The sequence below is a fragment of the Streptomyces sp. NPDC055962 genome (assembly GCF_042270185.1).
Classification (GTDB): Bacteria; Actinomycetota; Actinomycetes; order Streptomycetales; family Streptomycetaceae; genus Streptomyces.
In genome coordinates, this window is record NZ_JBHJYN010000004.1 from 312391 (window position 1) to 332911 (window position 20521).

The 20521-nt window shown below is 73.0% G+C and carries 16 protein-coding genes; 10 read left to right on the top strand and 6 right to left on the bottom strand.

The window, feature by feature from the left end; translation table 11 throughout:
• Nucleotides 1-101: 101 nt before the first annotated feature.
• Complete coding sequence (locus ACFC51_RS15025; RefSeq protein ID WP_376528957.1) at nt 102-1937, bottom strand: amino acid adenylation domain-containing protein; 1836 nt, start codon at nt 1935-1937, stop codon at nt 102-104.
• A gap of 625 nt (nt 1938-2562) precedes the next feature.
• Here ACFC51_RS15025 and ACFC51_RS15030 point away from each other — a divergent pair.
• Entirely contained in the window at nt 2563-3027 is a 465-nt protein-coding gene (locus tag ACFC51_RS15030) for a MarR family winged helix-turn-helix transcriptional regulator (RefSeq protein WP_376378461.1), read from the top strand.
• A 54-nt stretch (nt 3028-3081) separates the two neighbouring features.
• Here the strand turns inward: ACFC51_RS15030 and ACFC51_RS15035 are convergent, their stop codons facing one another.
• Entirely contained in the window at nt 3082-3843 is a 762-nt protein-coding gene (locus ACFC51_RS15035) for a hypothetical protein (protein ID WP_376378459.1), read from the bottom strand.
• A 117-nt stretch (nt 3844-3960) separates the two neighbouring features.
• On the bottom strand, nt 3961-4146 hold the full coding sequence (locus ACFC51_RS15040) for a hypothetical protein (RefSeq protein WP_376378456.1): 186 nt from the start codon (nt 4144-4146) through the stop codon (nt 3961-3963).
• Nucleotides 4147-4620: 474 nt separating this feature from the next.
• Between ACFC51_RS15040 and ACFC51_RS15045 the strand changes: the two genes are divergently transcribed.
• The 9 genes from ACFC51_RS15045 (at nt 4621) to ACFC51_RS15085 (ending at nt 17762) form a co-directional block, all read left to right on the top strand.
• Nucleotides 4621-4977, top strand: coding sequence for a hypothetical protein (locus ACFC51_RS15045; protein ID WP_376378453.1), 357 nt, complete (start codon nt 4621-4623; stop codon nt 4975-4977).
• A 221-nt stretch (nt 4978-5198) separates the two neighbouring features.
• Entirely contained in the window at nt 5199-6674 is a 1476-nt protein-coding gene (locus ACFC51_RS15050; protein WP_376378450.1) for an amidase, read from the top strand.
• A gap of 373 nt (nt 6675-7047) precedes the next feature.
• The gene (locus ACFC51_RS15055; RefSeq protein ID WP_376378447.1) at nt 7048-9267 is read left to right on the top strand and encodes an NADP-dependent isocitrate dehydrogenase; all 2220 of its coding nucleotides are present in this window, start codon (nt 7048-7050) and stop codon (nt 9265-9267) included.
• Nucleotides 9268-9518: 251 nt separating this feature from the next.
• Nucleotides 9519-10733: a YncE family protein gene (locus ACFC51_RS15060; protein ID WP_376378376.1), complete on the top strand. Its 1215-nt coding sequence runs from the start codon at nt 9519-9521 to the stop codon at nt 10731-10733.
• A gap of 111 nt (nt 10734-10844) precedes the next feature.
• Complete coding sequence (locus ACFC51_RS15065; RefSeq protein ID WP_376528959.1) at nt 10845-11351, top strand: nucleoside deaminase; 507 nt, start codon at nt 10845-10847, stop codon at nt 11349-11351.
• 75 nt (nt 11352-11426) lie between these two features.
• Nucleotides 11427-13055: a PucR family transcriptional regulator gene (locus ACFC51_RS15070; protein ID WP_376528961.1), complete on the top strand. Its 1629-nt coding sequence runs from the start codon at nt 11427-11429 to the stop codon at nt 13053-13055.
• A 168-nt stretch (nt 13056-13223) separates the two neighbouring features.
• Complete coding sequence (locus ACFC51_RS15075) at nt 13224-14582, top strand: diaminopimelate decarboxylase (protein WP_376378437.1); 1359 nt, start codon at nt 13224-13226, stop codon at nt 14580-14582.
• Nucleotides 14583-14640: 58 nt separating this feature from the next.
• Nucleotides 14641-16089, top strand: coding sequence for a Na+/H+ antiporter NhaC family protein (locus ACFC51_RS15080; RefSeq protein WP_376378385.1), 1449 nt, complete (start codon nt 14641-14643; stop codon nt 16087-16089).
• 74 nt (nt 16090-16163) lie between these two features.
• Complete coding sequence (locus tag ACFC51_RS15085) at nt 16164-17762, top strand: amidohydrolase family protein (protein ID WP_376528963.1); 1599 nt, start codon at nt 16164-16166, stop codon at nt 17760-17762.
• Nucleotides 17763-17842: 80 nt separating this feature from the next.
• Here the strand turns inward: ACFC51_RS15085 and ACFC51_RS15090 are convergent, their stop codons facing one another.
• The 3 genes from ACFC51_RS15090 to ACFC51_RS15100 form a co-directional block, all read right to left on the bottom strand.
• Nucleotides 17843-18907 carry a biotin/lipoate A/B protein ligase family protein gene (locus tag ACFC51_RS15090; protein ID WP_376378390.1) on the bottom strand — a complete coding sequence of 355 codons (1065 nt, stop codon included), beginning with the start codon at nt 18905-18907 and terminating at the stop codon, nt 17843-17845.
• A gap of 121 nt (nt 18908-19028) precedes the next feature.
• Entirely contained in the window at nt 19029-20027 is a 999-nt protein-coding gene (locus ACFC51_RS15095; RefSeq protein WP_376378393.1) for a DUF389 domain-containing protein, read from the bottom strand.
• 172 nt (nt 20028-20199) lie between these two features.
• Nucleotides 20200-20496 (bottom strand): SHOCT domain-containing protein, encoded by a 297-nt coding sequence (locus ACFC51_RS15100; RefSeq protein WP_376528966.1) that lies wholly within the window; start codon nt 20494-20496, stop codon nt 20200-20202.
• Between the last annotated feature and the right edge of the window lie 25 nt (nt 20497-20521).

Below are 20521 nucleotides of genomic sequence, written 5' to 3' on the forward strand. Positions count from 1 at the left end.
CCAGAATTGCTGAGGTAAGAGGATCGTTCACGGTTCCGTCGCCCTCCGGAGACGTCACGCGACCGGGCACATGCGGGTGCCGGCCGCTGTCGGGAACTCCGTCAGCCGCCGGACGTCGAGGTGCTCGCCTCCTGATTCCGGCTCTCCTCGACGAAACGGGCCAGCTGTTCCACCGTCCCGTGCCGGAAAACCGATTCGGTGGTGATCTCGATACCGAATATCTTCTGCAGGCGGGAGGCCAGTTGCACGAAATGGAGGGAGTTCCCGCCATGGCCGAGGAAGGAATCGGTGGTCGAGAATCCCTCCATTCCGGAGATCTCGATCCAGGACTGCAGGACGACTGCTTCGAGCGGGCTCTGCATGACGGTTCGGCCTTTCTCTTCGGTGGACATCCGGTCGTGGGTGCCGGACCGTCCGGGAAGGGTGAGAGCGGTGCGGTCGATCTTTCCGTTCACGTTGGTCGGCATCGCGTCGAGATGCCGGAACGCGGAGGGGACCATGTAGGAGGGCACCTGCCGGGAGAGCCGGCGGACCAGGTCCGAGGGGTCGGCCGGCGCGCCGTCACGGGTGGTGTAGAAGGCGACGAGGCGCTTCTCCCTGGCGCCGTCCTCGAACGCCTTCACCGCCGCGTCCCCGATCCCGTCGAGGGAGCGCATCGCCAGGGTCACGGCGCTGGTCTCGACCCGGAAGCCGCGGATCTTCACCATGCTGTCCGAGCGCCCGACGAGCACGATGTCGCCGTCGGCGTTGCGGCGCGCCAGGTCGCCGGTGCGGTAGAGCAGCCCCCCGTCCGGTGCCGCGGTGAACTTCTCGGCGGTCAGCTCCGGCCGGTCGGCGTAGCCCTGGGCCACGCCGGTCCCGCCCACGCACAGTTCCCCCACCTCGTCGGTGCCGCAGGGGCGCATCTCGGGGTCGTTGACCTCCAGCGTGACCGTCGGGAGCGGCTTGCCGATCGGCACCATGCCCCCGCCGTCCACCTGGTCGGCGGAGGACAGCGGGTACAGGGCGGTGATCGAGGAGTTCTCGGTGCACCCGTAGCCGTTGTAGAGCGTCGCGTCCGTGTGGGCCAGGGCCTTGCGCAGATGGGCGGGGGAGGGGAAGTCGCCGCTCAGCAGCACGATCCGGACCTTCCTCAGACACTCCGGCTCGTGGTCGACGAGGGCGTTGAACAGACCGCACGGCAGGCTGAGCACGGTCGCGCCCCGCTCCTCCACGGCCTCGCGCAGCGCGGGGAGCGACGGCAGCCCGGGCGGCATCGGCAGCAGCGTGGCACCGTGCAGCAGGGCGAGCCAGATCTCGATGGTCGAGGCGGCGAAGGAGAAGGCGGCCGACTGGGTCAGACCGTCCTGCGGTGTGATGGCGAGGGCTCCGCTGTGCGGGCCCAGGCGTGCCAGTCCGCGGTGCGCGATCCGGACGCCCTTGGGTGTCCCGGTGGAGCCGGAGGTGTACATGAGGAACGCGGTGTCCTCCGGGCCGATGCCGAGGTCCGTGTCACCGTCGTCCAGTCCCTCGCTCTCCCGGACGAGGTCGTCCAGGGCGAGGGCGTGCTCACGGGCGCTGCGGGGAAGGTCGCGCGGGTCGTCGCAGACGACCAGCGACGTCCCCGCCTCACCCAGGATGCGGCCGGTGAACTCCGTGGGATGGGCGGGGTCGAGCGGAACCACGCACCCGCCGGCCTTGAGGGCGGCGAGGAGCACGGCGTAGAGGTCCGCCGACCGGTGCATGTGCACCCCGACCCGGTCGCCCTTCGCCACCCCCCGGCGGGCGAGGAGACGGGCCATGCGGTTGGCCCGCCGGTTGAGCCGGTCGTACGTGACGCGGTGCGGGCCCAGCGCCAGAGCCACGGCCTCGCGGCTGTTCCTCACTGTGTCCTCGAAAAGAGTGGTGAGGACGAGAGGGGGGCCTTTTGATAAGTGGGAGGAAATGTTCTCCGTCATCGCTGATCTCCTCGGCGTGCTGTCCGAAGGAATGGCTTCAGCGATCTCGCCGGGGCGTACTGCGAGAAATCGCGAGCCGGGGCATCGAATTCTTCAGCGTGCTGTTGGAAATATGGTTTCCACTTGGAAACCGATGCTAATCACAGAACGGTATCGAAGTCAAACTCCTGCGGTGCGGGCCGAGTTGATCGAAAAATGGGGCCGCCCACCGGGCGCCCGCCGGAGAGGAATCGGACAGGCGAGGCTTCCCTGACCCGTGTGCGGGCCGGGCCGGGGTGGCCGGACGGTGCGACGGCTCCCGTGCGGAAGCCGCTTCGATCCTTCGGGCGTTGCAGTCGGCCGGCCCCCGACCGGTCCTTGGACTCCGGTACCCCGGGTTCGGGCGTGCACGCTCCTGATGGTGTCCTCAGGGCAACCATTTTTCGGGACCGCCCCCGACCTCGGGCGAAGCGTGGCGTCCGGCTCCTGGTCCGCCCTGCGGTGCGGCGGATCGCGCGGAGGGCGCGTCCGGAGGGGCGGCGGCCGCTGTCCGCCGCAGGCCGCAGGCTTCGGCCGTGTCATCGGCGTGGCCTCTTGATATTGTGGAACGTCCCCTACCGGTAACCCTCCGTACCGGAAAGCGCCTATGACTCCACGAGACGGTTCGATGTCCCCCTGGTCCTCGGAACCCAGCGGTCTGGAGGCGGCCCTGATCCACCTTCAGTGCCTTCTGGTCGCACGGCGGTCACGCGCCAACCCCGAGGGCGTCAACTGGCACCAGTACGACGTCCTGGAACTACTGCGGGTGCGGGGCGCCATGAGACCTTCCGAACTGAGCGCCGTGCTCGACGTGTCCCGGCAGTCCACGTCGAAGGCGCTGCGCGTGCTCAAGGACCTGAACCTGGTGACGCAGACCGCTTCGGGTGAGGACCGGCGCGAGCTGAGCACCTCGCTCACCCCCGAGGGGGAGGCGTTTCTCGCCCGGGTCGCCCGGGGCCGCCAGGACATCGGGCGGCTCGCCGCGTCCGTGCTGACCGAGGGCGAGGGTGCCCTGTTCGCGGAGCTCTGCGAGAGGGTCGCCGCCGCCATGGAGGACGAACCCGCACGGTGAAGGCCCCCCGGCGGGACGTCCGTCGCCCACCGGGCGCTCGACGGACGCGCTTCCTCAGGTCGGTGCCGAGGTCTTGCCGAGGAGCGTGCTGACGTCCACCGTCTCGTCCGGGGACGGAGTGGCCGAGGGAACCGGCCTGTCGAAGCGCGAGAGGTCCACGGACGCGTCCGCGCTGTCGCCGCGCAGGGTGATCCGCACCGGGTGGTGCGCCCCTCCGGTGTCCACGTAGGCCGTGGTCGTGCGGCCGTCGTCCGTCCTGGTGACCGGGACGGTCCGAACGCCGTCCACCGTCGTCACGTCACCCTTCGTCAGCGTCCCCCCGGCCGGGTCGGCGTTCTCCGAGACGAGGTCGCGGTACGCGTCGAGGTCGCAGGCGGACACGGCGGGGCGCAGCCTGGAGTCGGAGACGTCGCCCTTCAGGTACCGCCCGTCGAGGATGGACGCGAAGGTCTCGCCACCGATCGGCACCTGGTTCTCCCAGAAGTCCGCGTCCGGCCTGACCCAGACGTCGTCGCCCCGCTTGACGAGTTCGACGGTGCCCTTGCCCTTGCCCAGGTCGATGTCGCCCGCGCAGTTGCCCGACCGGTCGAGGCTCAGGTCGATCGTCATCGGGGTCCGGCCCTCGCCCAGGTCGCCCACCGCCCGCAGATGGAGGGACCGGGCGTCGAGCAGGGCATCGCGCGAGCGGTCCGCGATCTGCTGGGCGGGGAGCGATTCGAAGTCGTCGTCCGCGTGGGCCGCGGTGCCCGTGGTGACGGCGAGTGCCACGACCGCCGCACAGGCTGCGGCACGGGCGGCGATGCGCTGACCTGTCACGGCGCCTCCTCGGAAAACGTCCTGGTCAGGACCTTTGCGAGCCGGATTCGCGAGGGGGTCACCCCTTCAGGCGAGCGTACGCCCGTGCGCGGTCGTGTGCGCGGCGGGCGGGTGCGGTCATCTGACTCTCTTGTTGAACCATCCCATCGACTGGGCGACGGACGCGCCGACGACGAGGAGGCCGAGAGGAACGACTGTGAACCAGGTGGCATCGGCTTTCACGGCCGCGAGCAGGGCGATGGCGCCGACGGCCAGCGCGAGGAGCACCAGCATGCCCAGAAAGACACGCGTCTTGGAAACCAACGGAGGACTCTCCCATCGTCAGGCGGGCTCTGTCGACCGGACCGCATTCGCTGCCTGTCGGGCAGGTGGCGCCGGCTGCCCCGCAGGGGTCAGCAAGCTCCCCGCCCCGACACCGCGGCTCGGTCCGGAAGCCAGAAGCTCATGGGGGTGAGTCTCCCGGGGCCGCCTTCCCGAAGCGTCGGTGGAACCACGTAATCGACTACGTAGGTTCTGCCCGGCTGCCCGGCTGCCCGGCTGCCCGGCTGCCCGGCTGCCCGGCTGCCCGGCTGGGCGGGCAGGCGGCCTCGCGTACGGCCGGCCGCTCCGGGTCCGGGCGGAGAGGGTTCACCCGCCTTGCGACGCACGCCCGCGCACGGTTCCGTGCGAGGGCGTCCAGGGCACGGAGGGTGAGGTTCGGCGCTGTTTTCGGCTACGGAACGTGGGGGAGGGCTGCCCTGAAGATCACCGGAACGCGACCGGAGCCAAGGGGAGATCATGAAGAAGCTGTTCAAGGGGGACACCGTCCGCGTGCTGGTGCGAGGCGCGGCCGTCGCCGTCACGGCGGCCGCGCTCGCCGTTCCGGCCACGGCGGCGGTGGCCGTCGCGCCCGCCGCCGTCCCGCCCGGACTGTCGTGCCACACCGGCAAGCACGCCGTCGACGACTACACCGGGTACGCGCTGTGCAGGAACGACGGCTCGGCCACGCAGACCTTCTGGGTCCACCTGGTCTGCGGCTGGTCCCCCGACGTGGACGGAGAGCACGTCACGCTCGGGCCCGGGGAGTCCGGGCAGTCGACCGCCCACTGTGCCGGACTCGGTTCGGGCATCGGCGAGATCCACGTACGCCCGTAGCACCGCCGCCCCGCCGCCGGTGTCCGTCCCCGGAGCGCGCGTCCTGGAGCACGTGTTCCGGAGGACGGACCCTGGAGAACGCGTCCCTGAGACGGGCGCCGCTCCGCGTGCGGCGTGCTTGAGCGGGACCCCCCGCCTCGTTACTCTCCAGTAGACCCGCTCGGGCGGACCCCGGATGCCCCCGGGGCCGCGGCTCAGGCGGACACGAGGAGGCGGTGACGATGTCCTCAGCGGATCCCACGGAGCGGACCGGACCGGTCGGTCCGGCGGAGCCGGACGTCCGGCCCGGGCTCACGGACAGTGCGCGGGATCTGGCCGAGGGCGGGACGACCTCCACCATGCTGGTCGCCGCGGCGCTCGCGCGGATCGAGGCGAGCCGGCACACCCTCAACGCCTTCCGCCAGGTGCGCGCCGAAGCCGCGCTCGCCGAGGCCGCCGACGCCGACCGGCGGCTGGAGGCGGGGGAGCGGCTGCCGCTGCTCGGGGTCCCGGTCGCCGTGAAGGACGACACCGACGTCGAGGGCATGCCCACCTACTTCGGCTGCGACGGTGTGCTGCCGCCCGCCGGCTCCGACAGCGAGGCCGTCCGCAGGCTCCGGGCCGCCGGTGCCGTCGTCGTCGGCAAGACCAACTCCTGCGAGCTCGGGCAGTGGGCCTTCACCGAGGGGCCGGCCTTCGGCGTCACCCGCAACCCCTGGAGCACCGCTCACACGCCAGGCGGTTCGTCCGGCGGCTCGGCGGCGGCGGTCGCGGCAGGGCTCGTCCCCGCGGCGCTCGGCTCGGACGGAGCGGGATCCATCCGCATCCCCGCGGCCTGGACGCACCTCGTCGGCATCAAACCGCAGCGCGGCCGGATCTCCGTGCACCCCCGGAGCGACGCCTTCCAGGGCCTCACCGTCAACGGCCCCCTCGCCCGTACGGTGGCCGACGCCGCCCTGCTGCTGGACGCGGCGGCGGGCCCGCACCCCCGTGACCCGCACCGCCCGCCCGCCGTCGACGCGTCCGCCGCGGCACGCCGCGACCCCGGCAGGCTCCGCATCGGCCTCGCTCTGCAGCCTCCGCTCACCCTCACCCGCAACACGCCCCACCCGGAGGTCCTGCGTGCCGTCGCCGCGCTCGCCGAGGTCCTGGCCCGGCTCGGCCACCACGTCGAGGAGGCACGTCCCCGCTACGGCCTGATCGGCCTCTCCTTCGTCCCGCGCGCCACCGCGGGCATCGCCGAACTCGCCGCGCTGCACCCCGAACCCGGCCTCCTGGACCCGCGGACCCGCAGCGCCCTGCGCACCGGGACCCGCCTCGGCGGCCGGGTCGTACGCGCCGCCCGTGCACGCGAGGTGCGCCAGCACGCGAGGATCGGTGCCTTCTTCGACGCCCGGGCACGAGGCGGCCCCGGATACGACGTCCTCCTCACCCCCACCACGGCCGCCCCGCCGCCGCGGATCGGTGCCTTCGACCGGCTCAGCGCCTGGCGCACCGACCTCGCGATGACCTCCGCCTGCCCGTACGCCTGGCCGTGGAATGTCCTCGGCTGGCCCGGCGTCAATGTCCCCGCGGGCTTCACCCGCGACGGTCTGCCCCTCGGCGCCCAGCTGCTCGGGCCCTCGCGCAGCGAGGCACGGCTCATCTCCCTCGCCGCCCAGCTGGAGGACGACCGGCGCTGGTACGAGCACCGCCCGCCTGCGCCCGGCGGGCGGTGACCACCCGGCCCGCATGGCCCCGGCCGGGACGCCGCCCCGGGCCCCGACGGCGCTCGCCCGCCGTGACGGCGCCTGCGGCGACGAGTGCTGACCGACGAGGAGCACGCTGTCCACATGGTGGTCAGTGACGTCCCGGCCAGGACCTCCGTCCGCCGGGGCCACGAGCGGGCCGGGCGCCCGCGACCGCGCTCAGCTGGTCGTCCTCGCCCACGGGTCCGGGCTGGTCGACGCCCGCGGGCTCCCTGGCGTCACCGGCTCCGGCGGGCGGGAGTGACCGGTTCCGCCGCCATGGGCGCGGGCCACTGTGGAGAGGGGGGCGGTCAGGAGATATCTTGATGTCAAGCAATGTTGCAGACGTGGAGCGGAGCACCCGGTGACTGACTCGACCATCATCTATACGCACACCGACGAGGCCCCTGCCCTGGCGACGTACTCGTTCCTGCCGGTCATCGAGGCGTACGCCTCGACCGCGGGTGTCACGGTGGAGCGCCGCGACATCTCGCTGGCGGGGCGGATCATCGCCGGCTTCCCGGAGCGTCTCAAGGCCGATCAGCGTATCGATGACGCGCTCGCCGAGCTCGGTGAGCTGGCCAAGACTCCCGGCGCGAACATCATCAAGCTGCCCAACATCTCGGCCTCGATCCCGCAGCTGAAGGCCGCGATCGCCGAGCTCCAGGAACAGGGCTACGCGCTTCCGGACTACCCGGACGACCCGCGCACCGACGAGGACAAGGACGTCCGCGCCCGGTACGACAAGGTCAAGGGCAGCGCCGTCAACCCCGTCCTGCGTGAGGGCAACTCGGACCGCCGGGCCCCCGCGTCGGTCAAGAACTACGCCAAGGCGCACCCGCACCGCATGGGCGCCTGGACCGCTGACTCGAAGACGAACGTCGCCACGATGGGCGTCGACGACTTCCGCTCGACGGAGAAGTCCGTCGTCATCGGTGAGGCCGGATCGCTGCGCATCGAGCTCGCGGGCGACGACGGCACCACCACCGTCCTGCGCGAGTCCGTCCCGGTCCTCGCCGGCGAGGTCGTGGACGCCGCCGTCATGCGCGTCGCCGCGCTGCGTGAGTTCTTCACCGCGCAGGTCGCCCGTGCCAAGGCCGAGGACATCCTGTTCTCCGTGCACCTGAAGGCCACGATGATGAAGGTCTCCGACCCGATCATCTTCGGCCACGTGGTCCGCGCGTTCTTCCCGAACACCTTCGCCAAGTACGGCGACGTGCTCGCCGCGGCCGGCCTGACCCCGAACGACGGTCTCGGCGGCATCCTCAAGGGTCTCGACTCCGTGGACGCGGGCGCCGAGATCAAGGCGTCCTTCGAGGCCGAGCTCGCCGAGGGCCCGGCCCTGGCGATGGTCGACTCCGACAAGGGCATCACCAACCTGCACGTGCCGAGCGACGTCATCGTCGACGCCTCCATGCCGGCCATGATCCGCACGTCCGGCCACATGTGGGGCCCGGACGGCGACGAGGCCGACACCCTGGCCGTCCTGCCCGACAGCAGCTACGCGGGCGTCTACCAGGTCGTCATCGACGACTGCCGCGCCAACGGCGCCTTCGACCCGTCGACCATGGGCTCCGTACCCAACGTCGGTCTGATGGCGCAGAAGGCCGAGGAGTACGGCAGCCACGACAAGACCTTCGAGGTCCCCACCACCGGTACGGTGCGGGTCGTCGACGGCAAGGGCGACGTCCTGCTGGAGCAGACCGTCGGCGCCGGTGACATCTTCCGGATGTGCCAGACCAAGGACCTGCCCATCCAGGACTGGGTCAAGCTCGCCGTCACCCGTGCCCGCGCGACCGGCAACCCGGCCGTGTTCTGGCTCGACGAGGGCCGTGCGCACGACGCCAACCTCATCGCCAAGGTGAACACCTACCTCGCCGAGCACGACACCGAGGGCCTGGACATCTCCGTCCGCACCCCGGAGGAGGCCACGGCGTTCTCGCTGGAGCGCATCCGCCGCGGCGAGGACACCATCTCGGTGACCGGCAACGTGCTGCGTGACTACCTCACCGACCTGTTCCCCATCCTCGAGCTGGGCACCAGCGCGAAGATGCTCTCCGTCGTCCCGCTCATGAACGGCGGCGGACTGTTCGAGACGGGCGCCGGCGGCTCCGCCCCCAAGCACGTCCAGCAGCTGGTCAAGGAGGACTACCTGCGCTGGGACAGCCTCGGTGAGTTCCTCGCGCTCGCGGTCAGCTTCGAGCACCTGGCCACGACCACGGACAACGCGCGCGCCAAGGTGCTCGCCGACACCCTGGACAAGGCCACGGGCACCTTCCTCAACGAGGACAAGTCCCCGAGCCGCAAGCTCGGCGGCATCGACAACCGCGGCAGCCACTTCTACCTGGCGCTCTACTGGGCCCAGGAGCTGGCGCAGCAGACCGCCGACGCCGCGCTCGCCGAGGCCTTCGGACCGCTCGCCAAGACGCTGTCCGAGCAGGAGCAGACCATCGTCGACGAGCTCGTCGCCGTCCAGGGCAAGCCCGCCGACATCGGCGGCTACTACCAGCCCGACCCTGCGAAGGCGGAGGCCGTCATGCGTCCGTCGGCCACCTTCAACAAGGCCATCGCGACGCTGGGCTGACCCCCGGCAGCGGTCCACGGCCGCGCACCGCACGCACGACCGCCCCGGCAGGCATCCGCCCGCCGGGGCGGTCGTGCGTGGGCCCGGCGGAGGGTCCGGGGGTCAGCCGATCGGACGACGCCGCCCTCAGCCGTCGTGCGTCCCGGCGTACGTACGGCCGGCCGATGGCGTCGGCGGGAGGACGGGGCAGGGTGGAGGACGGCGGACGAAGACACCGCCGAGCCGCACGAGGCGACGAGGAGCTGTCCGCGATGACACACAGGGCGGAAGAGGTGCCCCGGACCGTCGGCGCCGTACCCACCCCGGGCCCCTCCGCCCGGCCGGGCAACCGTACGCCGGTGCGGGGGCGGACGGTGGTCCTCACGGGGGCGCTGCTCCTCGGCGCGGCGCTCACCGGATGCGCGGACGGCGGAGCCGCCCCTGTGGAGGCGACCCCGCGGCCGTCGGCGCCGGCGACCGCCGGAGACGGACGGGCCCGTACGTCCGAAGGCATGCTGCTCGTCACCGACTTCGGGGCGGACACCGTCACCTTCCTCGATCCCTCGGAGCCTGACGGAGGGCCCGGGCGGAGCTCGGTGGAGGTCGGCACCGCCCCGTACGGGATCGCACTCGCCGACGACGGCACCGCGTGGGTGGCGACGGCGGAAGGCGTGGCCGCGGTGGACACCGCCACCCGCGAACGCACCGCGCTGATCCCGTACGAGACCGGTACCGGCCCCGTGACGACCGGGGAGTACCGGGGCGGCGGCATGGGGATCGCGCTCTCACCGGACGGGAAGCAGGTCTACGTCGGGGTGAACGTCCCCGGCGGGAACGGCACCCTGGAGGTCGTCGACACCGGGGAGCGGAGGGTGGTCGCCGCCGTCCCGGTCGGGCGCCGCCCCTTCGACGTCGACGTCTCGCACGACGGCCGGCAGGTCTACACGACCGGCCACGACTCCTTCGACGTCACGGTCGTGGACGCCGGCACCTGGAGGAGCCGGCGCATCGAGGTGGCTCCCTACGGCACGGAGGGAGGAGCCGGTTCCTGGCTGAAGCCCCACTACACGGCCGTACGGCCCTCGGACGGCGCGCTCCTCCTCCCCTTCGAGGGGGAACGCCTCGCGGTGGTCGACCCCGGCACCGGGCGGGTCGGGATCGAGCGCATGACCGCCGACACGCACCAGCACGGAGCGGCGGTCACCGAGGACGGGACCCTGTACGTGGTCGGAACGGGTCCGATCGACCCCGCCGAGGACGAAGGGCCCTCCCTGACCGTCCGTTCGCCCGGCGGCCAGGAGCGCGTCATCCCTCTGGACGGCCCGCACGAGGACGTCGCCGTCTCGGCCGACGGCCGCACCGCGTACGTCTCGGGCGGCTTCACCCGGGACGGGTATGGGAACGGCATCAGTGTCGTCGATGTCGCGTCCGGCGAGGTGCGGCGCGTGGCGGCCGGCGAGCGGCCCCTCGGCATCGCGGTGCTGTAGGGCCCGGTCCGGAACGCCGCGTGGACAGCGAGGGAACGGACTGACACGCTCCGGATCCGGGCACCGTCCCGGGCCCCACGAGTGGGACGTCCCCGAGGAGAGAGAACGAGCATGACGACCGCGCAGCTGACCGACGCCGAACTCCGCCACGTGGCACGAGCCGTGGACCTGGCCGCCGAAGCTCTCGACGCGGGTGACGAGCCCTTCGGTTCGGTCCTGGTGGACGCAGGGGGCGAGGTCCTGCGGGAGGCCCGCAACCTGGTGCGCACCACCGGCGACGAGACCCGGCACCCGGAGTTCGAACTGGCCCGCTGGGCCGCGGAGCACCTGGATCCCCGGGAACGTTCCCTGGCCGCGGTGTACACGTCAGGTGAGCACTGCCCGATGTGCGCGGCCGCGCACGGGTGGGCGGGCCTCGGGAAGATCGTCTACGCCCACTCCTCCGCGGAGCTCGCACAGTGGCTCGGTGACCTCGGCGTCGCACCGCCGGCGGTCGCCCCGCTGGACATCCGCACCGTCGTGCCGGGCCTGGAGGTGCAGGGCCCGGTCACCGACTTCACCGACCGGATGCGCGCGATGCACCGCGAGCTCCACACGAGGGCCGGGCACCGCCCCTGACCTGCGCGCTCCCTGCCGACTGCGCCTGGTGGTCCCGTCCGCGGGCCCGGCGCCGCCCGCTCGTATCCTCGGCGCATGACGCCAGGCACCACCGGCAACGCCCCGGACCACGTCACGCTCCGCCAGATCCTCGCCCACGACGAGGACGGCGTCCTGCGCCTGCTGCACGCCCCCGCCGGGCAGGACGTCACGGTCCACGGCGTGATCATCGGCGAGGAAGGGTCCGCCCGCCCGTACGACGGCCGGATCGTGCTGGCGGCCGGCCCCGCCCCGGACCCGGCCGCGGTACGGGAGGCCGCCCGGCGTGGCGCGGCCGCGGTGGTGCTGCGGGAGCCCGAGGGGGCGCCCGTGCCGGCGGAGGCGCTCGACGCGGCCGATGAGTGCGGGATCGCGCTGCTCGCCCGCGCGGAGTGGGCCGACTGGGGCGACACCCTCGCGCTCCTGCGGTCCGCGACCGCCTTCGCCTCGGCAGGCCGCGCCGGCCTCCTCGCGGACGACGTCGCCGACGGCGGGCTCGCGGCCCTCGCCACGGCCACCGCCCGCTCCTGCCGGGGCTCCATCACGGTGGAGGACACCCGGTTCCGCGTCCTCGCCCACTCCGCCACGGGCCCGGGCGCGGACGGGGTGCGCCTGTCCACGATCCTGGGCGGCCGGGTACCCGACCGGCGTGTCGCCGAACTCCGCCGCAGCGGACTGCTGCACGCCCTGTGGACCTCCCAGGACGTCATCCACCGGGCTGCCGACGGCGACAGCCCCGAACGCCTCGTCGTCGCCGTCCGCAGCGGCGGCGAGATGCTGGGATCGCTGTGGGCGGCGGCCGACGGCCGCCGTCTCTCGCCCGACGCGGCCGCGGTGCTGCGCCGCGCCGCCGCCCTCGCCGTGCCCCATCTGCTGCGGCACCGGCTGCGTGAGAGCGGAACCGCGCGGCGCGAGGCGCACGCCCTGCGCGGACTGCTGCACGGGGACGGCGACCGGCACGCCCACCTGTGGTCGCTCGGGCTTCCGCCCGACACCCCGTGCGCCGTCGTCGTCGCCGTACGAGGCGACACCGAGGAGGCGGGGGCCGACCGGACCCTGGAGGCGCTCGCGATCCAGGCCACGGCGTCGCGATCCGTTGCACGGGCCCTGCGCGAACAGGACCAGGTCGCCGTGCTGCTGCCCGTGAGCGACGACGCCGACGACCGGCGCGAGGCCCTCGCCCTGGCCCGCGAGCTCGACGCGCTGGCGGCCGGCATCCCGGGCACGGCACCCGTCTGGATCGGCGCGGGACAGACCGTGCGGTCGGGACTGGACGCCCCGCTCTCGTACGCGAAGGCCCTACAGGTCGTCCGGGCACTGCGTGAGCGGGAGGCCCGGGGGCGCGACCCCCGCCCCGTCCGGCACGCGGGTGCCGGCGACGTGGGGCCGACCATCGACGCCCTGCACATGCTCGACGCGGTGCGTCCTGTGTGGGAGGCGGGCGCGGGACCCGTGCACGAGCTGATCCGCGCGGACCTCGCCACGGGCGGTGACCTCGTCCGCTCCCTCGCGGCCTATCTGGAGACCGCCGGGGACGTCCCGCGGGCCGCCAGGCGCCTGACGCTGCACCCGAACACCCTCCGGTACCGGCTGCGGAGGGTCCGCGAGCGCTTCGGCCTCGACCTCGACGACCCCGACACCCGGCTGGTCCTGGCCTTGGCGGTGCGGCTGACCGGGGTGATCTGAGGGGATTGGGGGTGGTGTTCGTACCCAAGGCCAAAATGCCGCCGCTGGTTTGTCCCGGGCGACGAAGACGCGCGAGGGGTGCGGACACCAGTCTTTCCCCATCCCGCCACGCCGCTCGCGCACGCGTGGTACAGCCCCACCGGAAAGACCCCCCCCGTGACTTCTCCCATGGACCTCTCCCCGGAACCGGACTCCCTCTCCCCGGACGGGCGTGTCTCCGCCGTGCTGCGCCGGGCCGCCGCCACCGGACTCGTCTCGGAGGAACAGCCGGTCGCCGGATTCCTCGACACCGAGGGCATCCGTACCTCGGTCGCGAGCCTCCACGCCGCCTTCGACCGTGCCCCCGACGTGCTCCACACCTTCGCCGTCAAGGCCGCCTCCCTGGTCCCCGTGCTCCGGCTGCTCGCCCGCCTCGGCATGGGCTGCGAGGTGGCGAGCCCGGGGGAGCTGCGCCTGGCCCTCGACGCCGGGGTCGCGCCCTCGCGGATCGTCCTCGACTCGCCCGCCAAGACCCGGCGGGAGATCAGCGAGGCACTCGCCTTGGGCGTGGCGGTCAACGCCGACAACCTCGACGAGCTGCGCCGCATCGACGGACTCCGCCCGGCGCACAGCGCGTCGGTCGTCGGACTGCGCGTCAACCCCCAGGTCGGAGGCGGCTCCATCGGAGCGATGAGCACCGCGACCGCGACCTCCAAGTTCGGCGTGGCGCTGCGCGATCCGGGCGCGCGCGAGCGCGTCGTACGCGCCTTCGCCGAACGCCCCTGGCTGACCCGTCTCCACGCCCACGTCGGCTCCCAGGGATGCCCGCTCCCACTCATCGCCGAGGGCATCGCGGAGACGCACCGGCTGGCCGAGGAGATCAACCGGACGCTGGGAAGGCGGCAGATCACCAGCCTTGACATCGGCGGCGGACTGCCCGTCAACTTCGAGGACGACGAGACGCGCCCGACGTTCGCCGAGTACACCCGGGCGCTCCTCGCGGCCGTCCCGGACCTCCTCGACGGCCGCTACGCGCTCGTCACGGAGTTCGGCCGCTCCCTGCTCGCCAAGAACGGCTTCATCGCCGCCCGCGTCGAGTACACGAAGGACGCCGGCGGCCGGCGCATCGCCGTCACCCACGCGGGAGCGCAGACCGCCACGCGCACCGTCCTGATGCCCGAGGCGTGGCCGCTGCGGGTCGGCGCCTTCGACGCCGGGGGCGGCCCACGGACCGGCGCGCCGCTGCGCCAGGACATCGCGGGCCCCTGCTGCTTCGCGGGGGACGTCGTCGCCCACGGCAGGGAACTCCCGGAGCTGGAGGAGGGCGACCTCGTCGTCCTGTACGACACCGGCGCCTACTACTTCTCGACGCACTGGGCGTACAACAGCCTGCCCCGGCCCGCGGTCCACGGTTTCACGGCCGGACGGGACGGCGGCGTACGGCTGACGACGGTCCGCGCACCCCAGACGCTCGACGAGATCGCGGCGGAGAGCGGCCTGGCCCACGCGGACGCGCTGGTGTCCCTGGCTGCCGCAGCCGGCTCCTGACGAGCGGGTGGTTCCCGCACCCGTCGTCCCCACCTCCCGCCCGCCAGAAGGACTTCCCATGACCCAGTCCGTCACCACCGGACCCGCGGCCGGAACCGCCCCCCTCCCGCCCTCCCCGATGCGGCGCGCGCTGCCGTGGGCGGCCGCAGCGGTCGCCCTCACAGCAAGCCTGGTGGCCGGGCTGCTCAGCGCCGCCCCCACCATGTGGGGGCTGCTGCCGATCGGCCTCTACGCGCTCCTCGCGCTGACCGGCATGAATCTCGTGGTCGTCACCGCGATCGCCGTGGCGGGCGCCGCACTCGTCGCGCTGCCCCCGGCCGGCGACACCGTCGACGTCCTCGGCAGCTCCGTCACCGACCCGGTCACCGTCATCGGCCTGATCATCGTGCTCGGCGCGGCGGTCGGTGAGGTGCTCCGGGTCACCGGCGTCGCCGACTCCCTGGTCCGCGGCATCCTGCGCGTCGCGGCCGGCCGCGGCCGGATCGCCCTGATGTACGGGATGCTGTGCGCCTGCCTCGTGCTCGTCGCGGGCCTCGGCACCCTCGCGGGGGCGCTCGCCATCGCCGCGCCGCTGCTCGTCCCCGTGGCCGCGCGGGCCGGCTTCACCCGGTCGGCGACCGCGGCCACCATGTTCCTCGGCGGCTGCGCGGGCCTCGCCCTCGCCCCCTTCGCCGGATCCAACATCGCGATCATGAAGACCGCCGACACCGGCTACCCGACGTACGTACTGGTCGGCGCGGGGCCGTTGGCCGTGCTCTCGCTGCTCCTCGCCGCCGTCGTCGTGCCCTGGGTGCAGCGGCGCAGCGCGGCCAAGGACGACTTCTACCGGGCCGACGAGGTCACCGAGGACACCACGGGCGACGGTCCGGCCGACCCCGCCGACACGGTCCGCACCCGTCATGCCACCTGGGCCTTCGTCACCGTGCTCGCGCTCACCGTCCTGTACGCGGCCCTGACCGAGGCGGGCACGGCCTTCCCGCTGACAGCCCTGCCCCTGATGGCCGTGTGCACCGCTGCCGCCGCCCGGCTCTCGCCCCTGCGCGCCGTCAAGGCGTTCCTCACCGGGGCGCGGAGCCTGCTGCCGATGCTCCTGCTGTTCTGGCTGCTTGCCGCGCTGTTCGGCTTCATCGACCTGGTGCAGCCGTACGACGTCGTCCTGGAGACCTACGGACCGGCCCTCAGCGGGTTGTCGGCCCTGCCCTTCGCGCTGGCCGTGGCCGCGCTGGGCTGGGTCGGCGTCCCGGGTGCGACCGCGGCGCAGGTGGTGCTCATCGGTGAGGTGTTCGGCCCGCTCGGGACCGAACTCGGCATCGGTCCCGAGGCCTGGGTGGTCATCCTGCTGTGGGCCTCCAAGGCCGACACCTACGGGCCGCTGCCCAACGCCAACATGGTGGGAGCCATGGGACTCGCCCGGGCCGGCAGGCTCCCGTATCTCCTGTGCACCGGATGGGCCCTGCTGATCCCCGCGTGTGCGCTGTACACGATTCTCCTGACGGTGCTGCTGTGACCGGTGGAGCGCCGCCGGTACCCGACCCGTACGCACCGTCCGTACGGGAAGAACGTCGCGAAAGAGAGAAACCGATGTCCCACCCGACCAAGCCCTACGACCTGCTCATCACCGGGGGCTCCCTGCTCGACGGTACGGGGACCGGACCCAGGTACGCCGACATCGGTGTGCGCGGGGGCCGTATCGTCCACGTCGGAGACCCGGATCCGGACGCAGGCGCGTCCGAGGTGCTCGACGCCACAGGGCTGACCGTCACACCCGGGTTCATCGACCTCCACTCCCACGCCGACTTCTCCGTACTGGCGCAGCCCGACGCCGAGGCGTGTCTGCGGCAGGGTGTCACCACGGTGGTGACGGGCAACTGCGGGCTGAGCCCCTTCCCGCTGGCGCCCGACGAGGACCCGGCCGCCGGCGGCCCCGGCACACTCGCGGGGGCGCAGTGGCGCGATCTGGACGACTTCGCCGAAGCCGTGGACGCCGCCGCGCCGGCCCTCAACATCGTGCCGCTCGTCGGCCACGGTGCCCTGCGCGCCGCAGCCATGGGAGACGCGCGGACCGTGGCGGGAACCGCCGAACTGGACGCGATGCGTGCCTTCCTGGCGACGGCCGCGGAGCAGGGTGCCTTCGGCCTGTCGACCGGGCTGATCTACGCACCCGGGTCCTTCGCCGGCACCGACGAGATCATCGCGCTCGCCACCGAGGCCGCCCGCCGCGGCCTGCTCTACGCCACCCACATGCGGGACGAGGGGGACCATCTCGTCCAGGCGGTCGAGGAGGCGCTGCTCGTGGCCCGGAAGTCGGGCGTACGGCTCCAGATATCCCACCTCAAGGCCATGGGGCCGGCCAACCACGGCAAGGTCGACACGGCGCTCGGCCTCATCGGGGCGGCGCTGGCCGAGGGCGTCGACGTGGCGTGCGACGTGTATCCGTACACCGCCTCCTCCACCCGGCTGACGTCCCGGCTCCCCGACTGGGCCATGGACGGCGGTTCGGCGGGACTCCTGGAACGCCTTGCGGACCCGGAGACGCGGGTCAGGATCCTGGACGACCTGCGCCCCGCCGTCGGACGCACCTTCCTGCCCGAGGGCGTCGTCATCGCCATGCTCGGCCCCGGCCGCTACGAGGACCGGGTCGGCGACAGCATCGCCGACATCGCGCGCGACGAGAAGACGGAACCCGCGGCTGCCGTCCTGGACGTGCTGGCCGCGCACCAGGGCGAGGTGATGATCGTCAACCACGCGATGGCGGAGGCCGACGTGGACACCGTGCTGCGGTACCCCGGCAGCGCCGTCGCCAGCGACGGCTGGGTGCTGCGCGCCCCTGGGGACGGACACCCGCACCCGCGGAACTTCGGCACGTTCGCCCGGGTCATCGGCCACTACGTCCGTGAGCGCGACGTGCTGGGACTCGCCGACGCCGTGCGCAAGATGACGTCCCTGCCCGCATCCCGGCTGCCCCTCACCGACCGTGGGACCGTGGCGGCCGGGATGGTCGCCGACCTGGTGGTGCTGGACGCGGCGGCGGTGGCCGACCTGGCGACGTACGCGGAGCCGTGGCAGTACGCCGTGGGGACGCGACACGTGCTGGTGGCGGGCGAGTTCGTCCTGCGGGACGGCGATACGACCGGTGCCCGCCCCGGCCGTGTGCTGAGACGGGAACCGGACGCGATCTGACGGCGTGCCCGGCCCCCTCCCGGGCGGGGGAGGCGGCCGGGCACCCACGTCCGCAGCACCCGCGTCGACGTCATCCGTTCCTACGGCACCCGCGCGGTCCACGCCTCGGTGGCGAACTTCGTCCGCACCAGCTCCTGCGCCCGGGCCATCTCCTCGGCCGTGACCTCGCCGGTGGTCAGCCCGTATCGGCCGCGGAAGGATCCGATCATGTTCTCGATCACCTGCTCGCGCGCGAGGCCCGTCTGGCGGCGGAGCGGATCGACGCGCTTCCTGGCGCTCCTGGTGCCCTTGTCGGACATCTTCTCCTTGCCGATGCGCAGGACCTCCAGCATCTTGTCCGCGTCGATGTCGTAGGACATCGTCACGTGGTGCAGGACGGCTCCCGGAGCGCCGTCGGGGCCGGCGATCCGCTTCTGGGCGGCGCCGGCGATCTTCCCGGTGTCGGTGGCGATGTCGTTGAGGGGCTGGTACCAGGCCCTGATGCCCATGTCGCCGAGCGCGCCCAGGACCCAGTCGTCGAGGTAGGCGTAGCTGTCGGCGAAGGAGAGGCCCGAGACCAGGGACTCGGGGACGGACAGGGAGTACGTGATCGTGCTGCTGGGTTCCACGAACATGGCGCCCCCGCCGGAGACGCGCCGGACCACGGTCATGCCGTGCCGTGCCACCCCTTCGGGGTCCACCTCGTTCCGCAGGGACTGGAAGCTGCCGATCACCACGGCGGGCGAGGCCCATTCCCAGACGCGCAGGGTGGGGGCCCGCCGCCCGGCGGCCACCTCCGCGGTGAGCACCTCGTCCAGAGCCATGTGCAGGGCCGGCGCCTGCGGCTCCATGTGCACCAGCTGCCAGTCGTGGTCGCTCCACTCGGTGGCACGGGCGAGGGCCCGTCGCACCGCGGTGCCCACGCCCTCCGCGGTCAGACCGAGCATGACGGTCGACTCGGGCAGGGCCGCCGTGATCCGGGCCGCGAGACCCGCGGTGTCCGTCGAGGCAGGGGCCCCCTCCAGGGCTCCGTTGATCGAGAGGATCGCCTCGTCGGGCTCCAGGAAGAAGTCACCGGCCACCCCCACGTGGCGCAGGACGCCTTCCTCGACGTCCAGGTCCACCACGACCAGCTTGCCGCCGGGCACCTTGTACTCACCATGCACGGCTTCGTTCCTCTCGACGGTTCGGTCCGGTCCTCCATGCTCGCCCGCGCCGAGTGGATGCGCAGCCCCGATGCGGCCGGTGCGGTGCCGGGGACGCGGGACGAGGACGAGGCGTTCCGCCTCACCCTCCGACCTTCCCGGCGGCGATCTGCTCACCACGCGTCGAGTCGACCACGATCGGGACGCCGTCGGGGACCTCCCCTTCGAGATCGTCCAGCAGGTCCTTCAGCGGGGGGAGGTCACCGGGGCCGCGGACGTGGACGTACAGGGTCCGGGACTGCGCGTCGACGCCGGTGACCGTCGCGCCGGGCGTGTGCGAGAGCCATCGCTGCGCGGAGTTCTTCGTCCGTGCGGTCCAGGTGTTCAGCAGCACGGTGGCCACGGTGTTGGCGGCCAGGGGGAGGAGCACCGCGGTGAAGAGCAGTCCGAGCATGACGTAGGCGCGGCGTGGAGCCCGCCGCCGGCCCTCGGCGGCCCGGGGGAGCCCGAGGGTGGCGAAGACCACCATGCCCGCGAAGACCAGGGCGAGGAGGTTCGACACGAAGAGCACCAGCGCACCCAGCGCCAGCCACCACGCCGCCTGGCCGGCGCACACGCCGGTGACCACCAGCGGGGGGACGAGCGAGATGGCGATGGCCACGCCTGGCAGCACCGCGGCGACGTCCTTGCGCGCCAGTGCCACCGCGCCGGCGAAGCCCGTGGCCAGGGCCGCGACGAGGTCCAGCAGGCCCGGGGAGGTGCGGCCCGAGATCTGACTGTCGCTCAGCAGGTCGTAGGCGGGCGGCACCACGAGGGAGGCGGCCGCGCCCACGAGGACGACCAGCAGACATCCGAGCGCCACGAAGGCGGCGGCCGAGGTGCGGCGACGCTGCACCGCGCCGAGGGCGATACCCATGATCGGCGTGGAGAGCGGGGCGATGATCATCGCCCCGATGACGGTGGCGGTGGAGTCGGTCAGGATGCCGCCCGCCGCGATGACCGAGGACAGCGTGAGCATGGTCCAGAAGGCCGACTGTTTGGCCTGGCTGTCCCCCGAGGACAGGTCCAGGTCCTCCTGGAGGTCGTCCAGGGAACGGCGCTGACGGTCCGGCAGGACTCTGTCGCGAAGGTGACCGAGCATGGGTCGGTATCCGTACCGGGAGGGGGGCGGGCGCCGCCGGGACGCGGCCGCGCGGCCGACCGGGGGGGTGGACGTGCGGGCGGGCGGAGAGGCGGACGTGCGGGCGGGCGGAGAGGCGATCGAGCGGGCGGACGTGCGGGCGGGCGGAGAGGCGGAAGTGCGGGCGATCCCGTCAGGACCCCAGGATGCGGGCCTTCTCCGCGGCGAACTCCTCCTCGGTGAGGACGCCCTGGGTCCTCAGCTCGGCGAGCTGGGTCAGCTGGGCGACCCGGTCCGGGCCGGCGGCCGGAGCGACAGGAGCGGCCGGAGGTGGAGCGGGCGCCTGGGGTGCCTGCTGGGGCCGGTACTCCGTCCGGCGTTGCATGTCGCGCCTCTCCACCCGGTTGGACACCGCGGTGGCGGTGCCCGAGATCACCGCGGTGCGGGCGATCGTGCCCAGCAGGCCCGGGCGTCCGATTCGTCGTGGCATGGCAGGCCGTCTCCTTCGTCTCTGT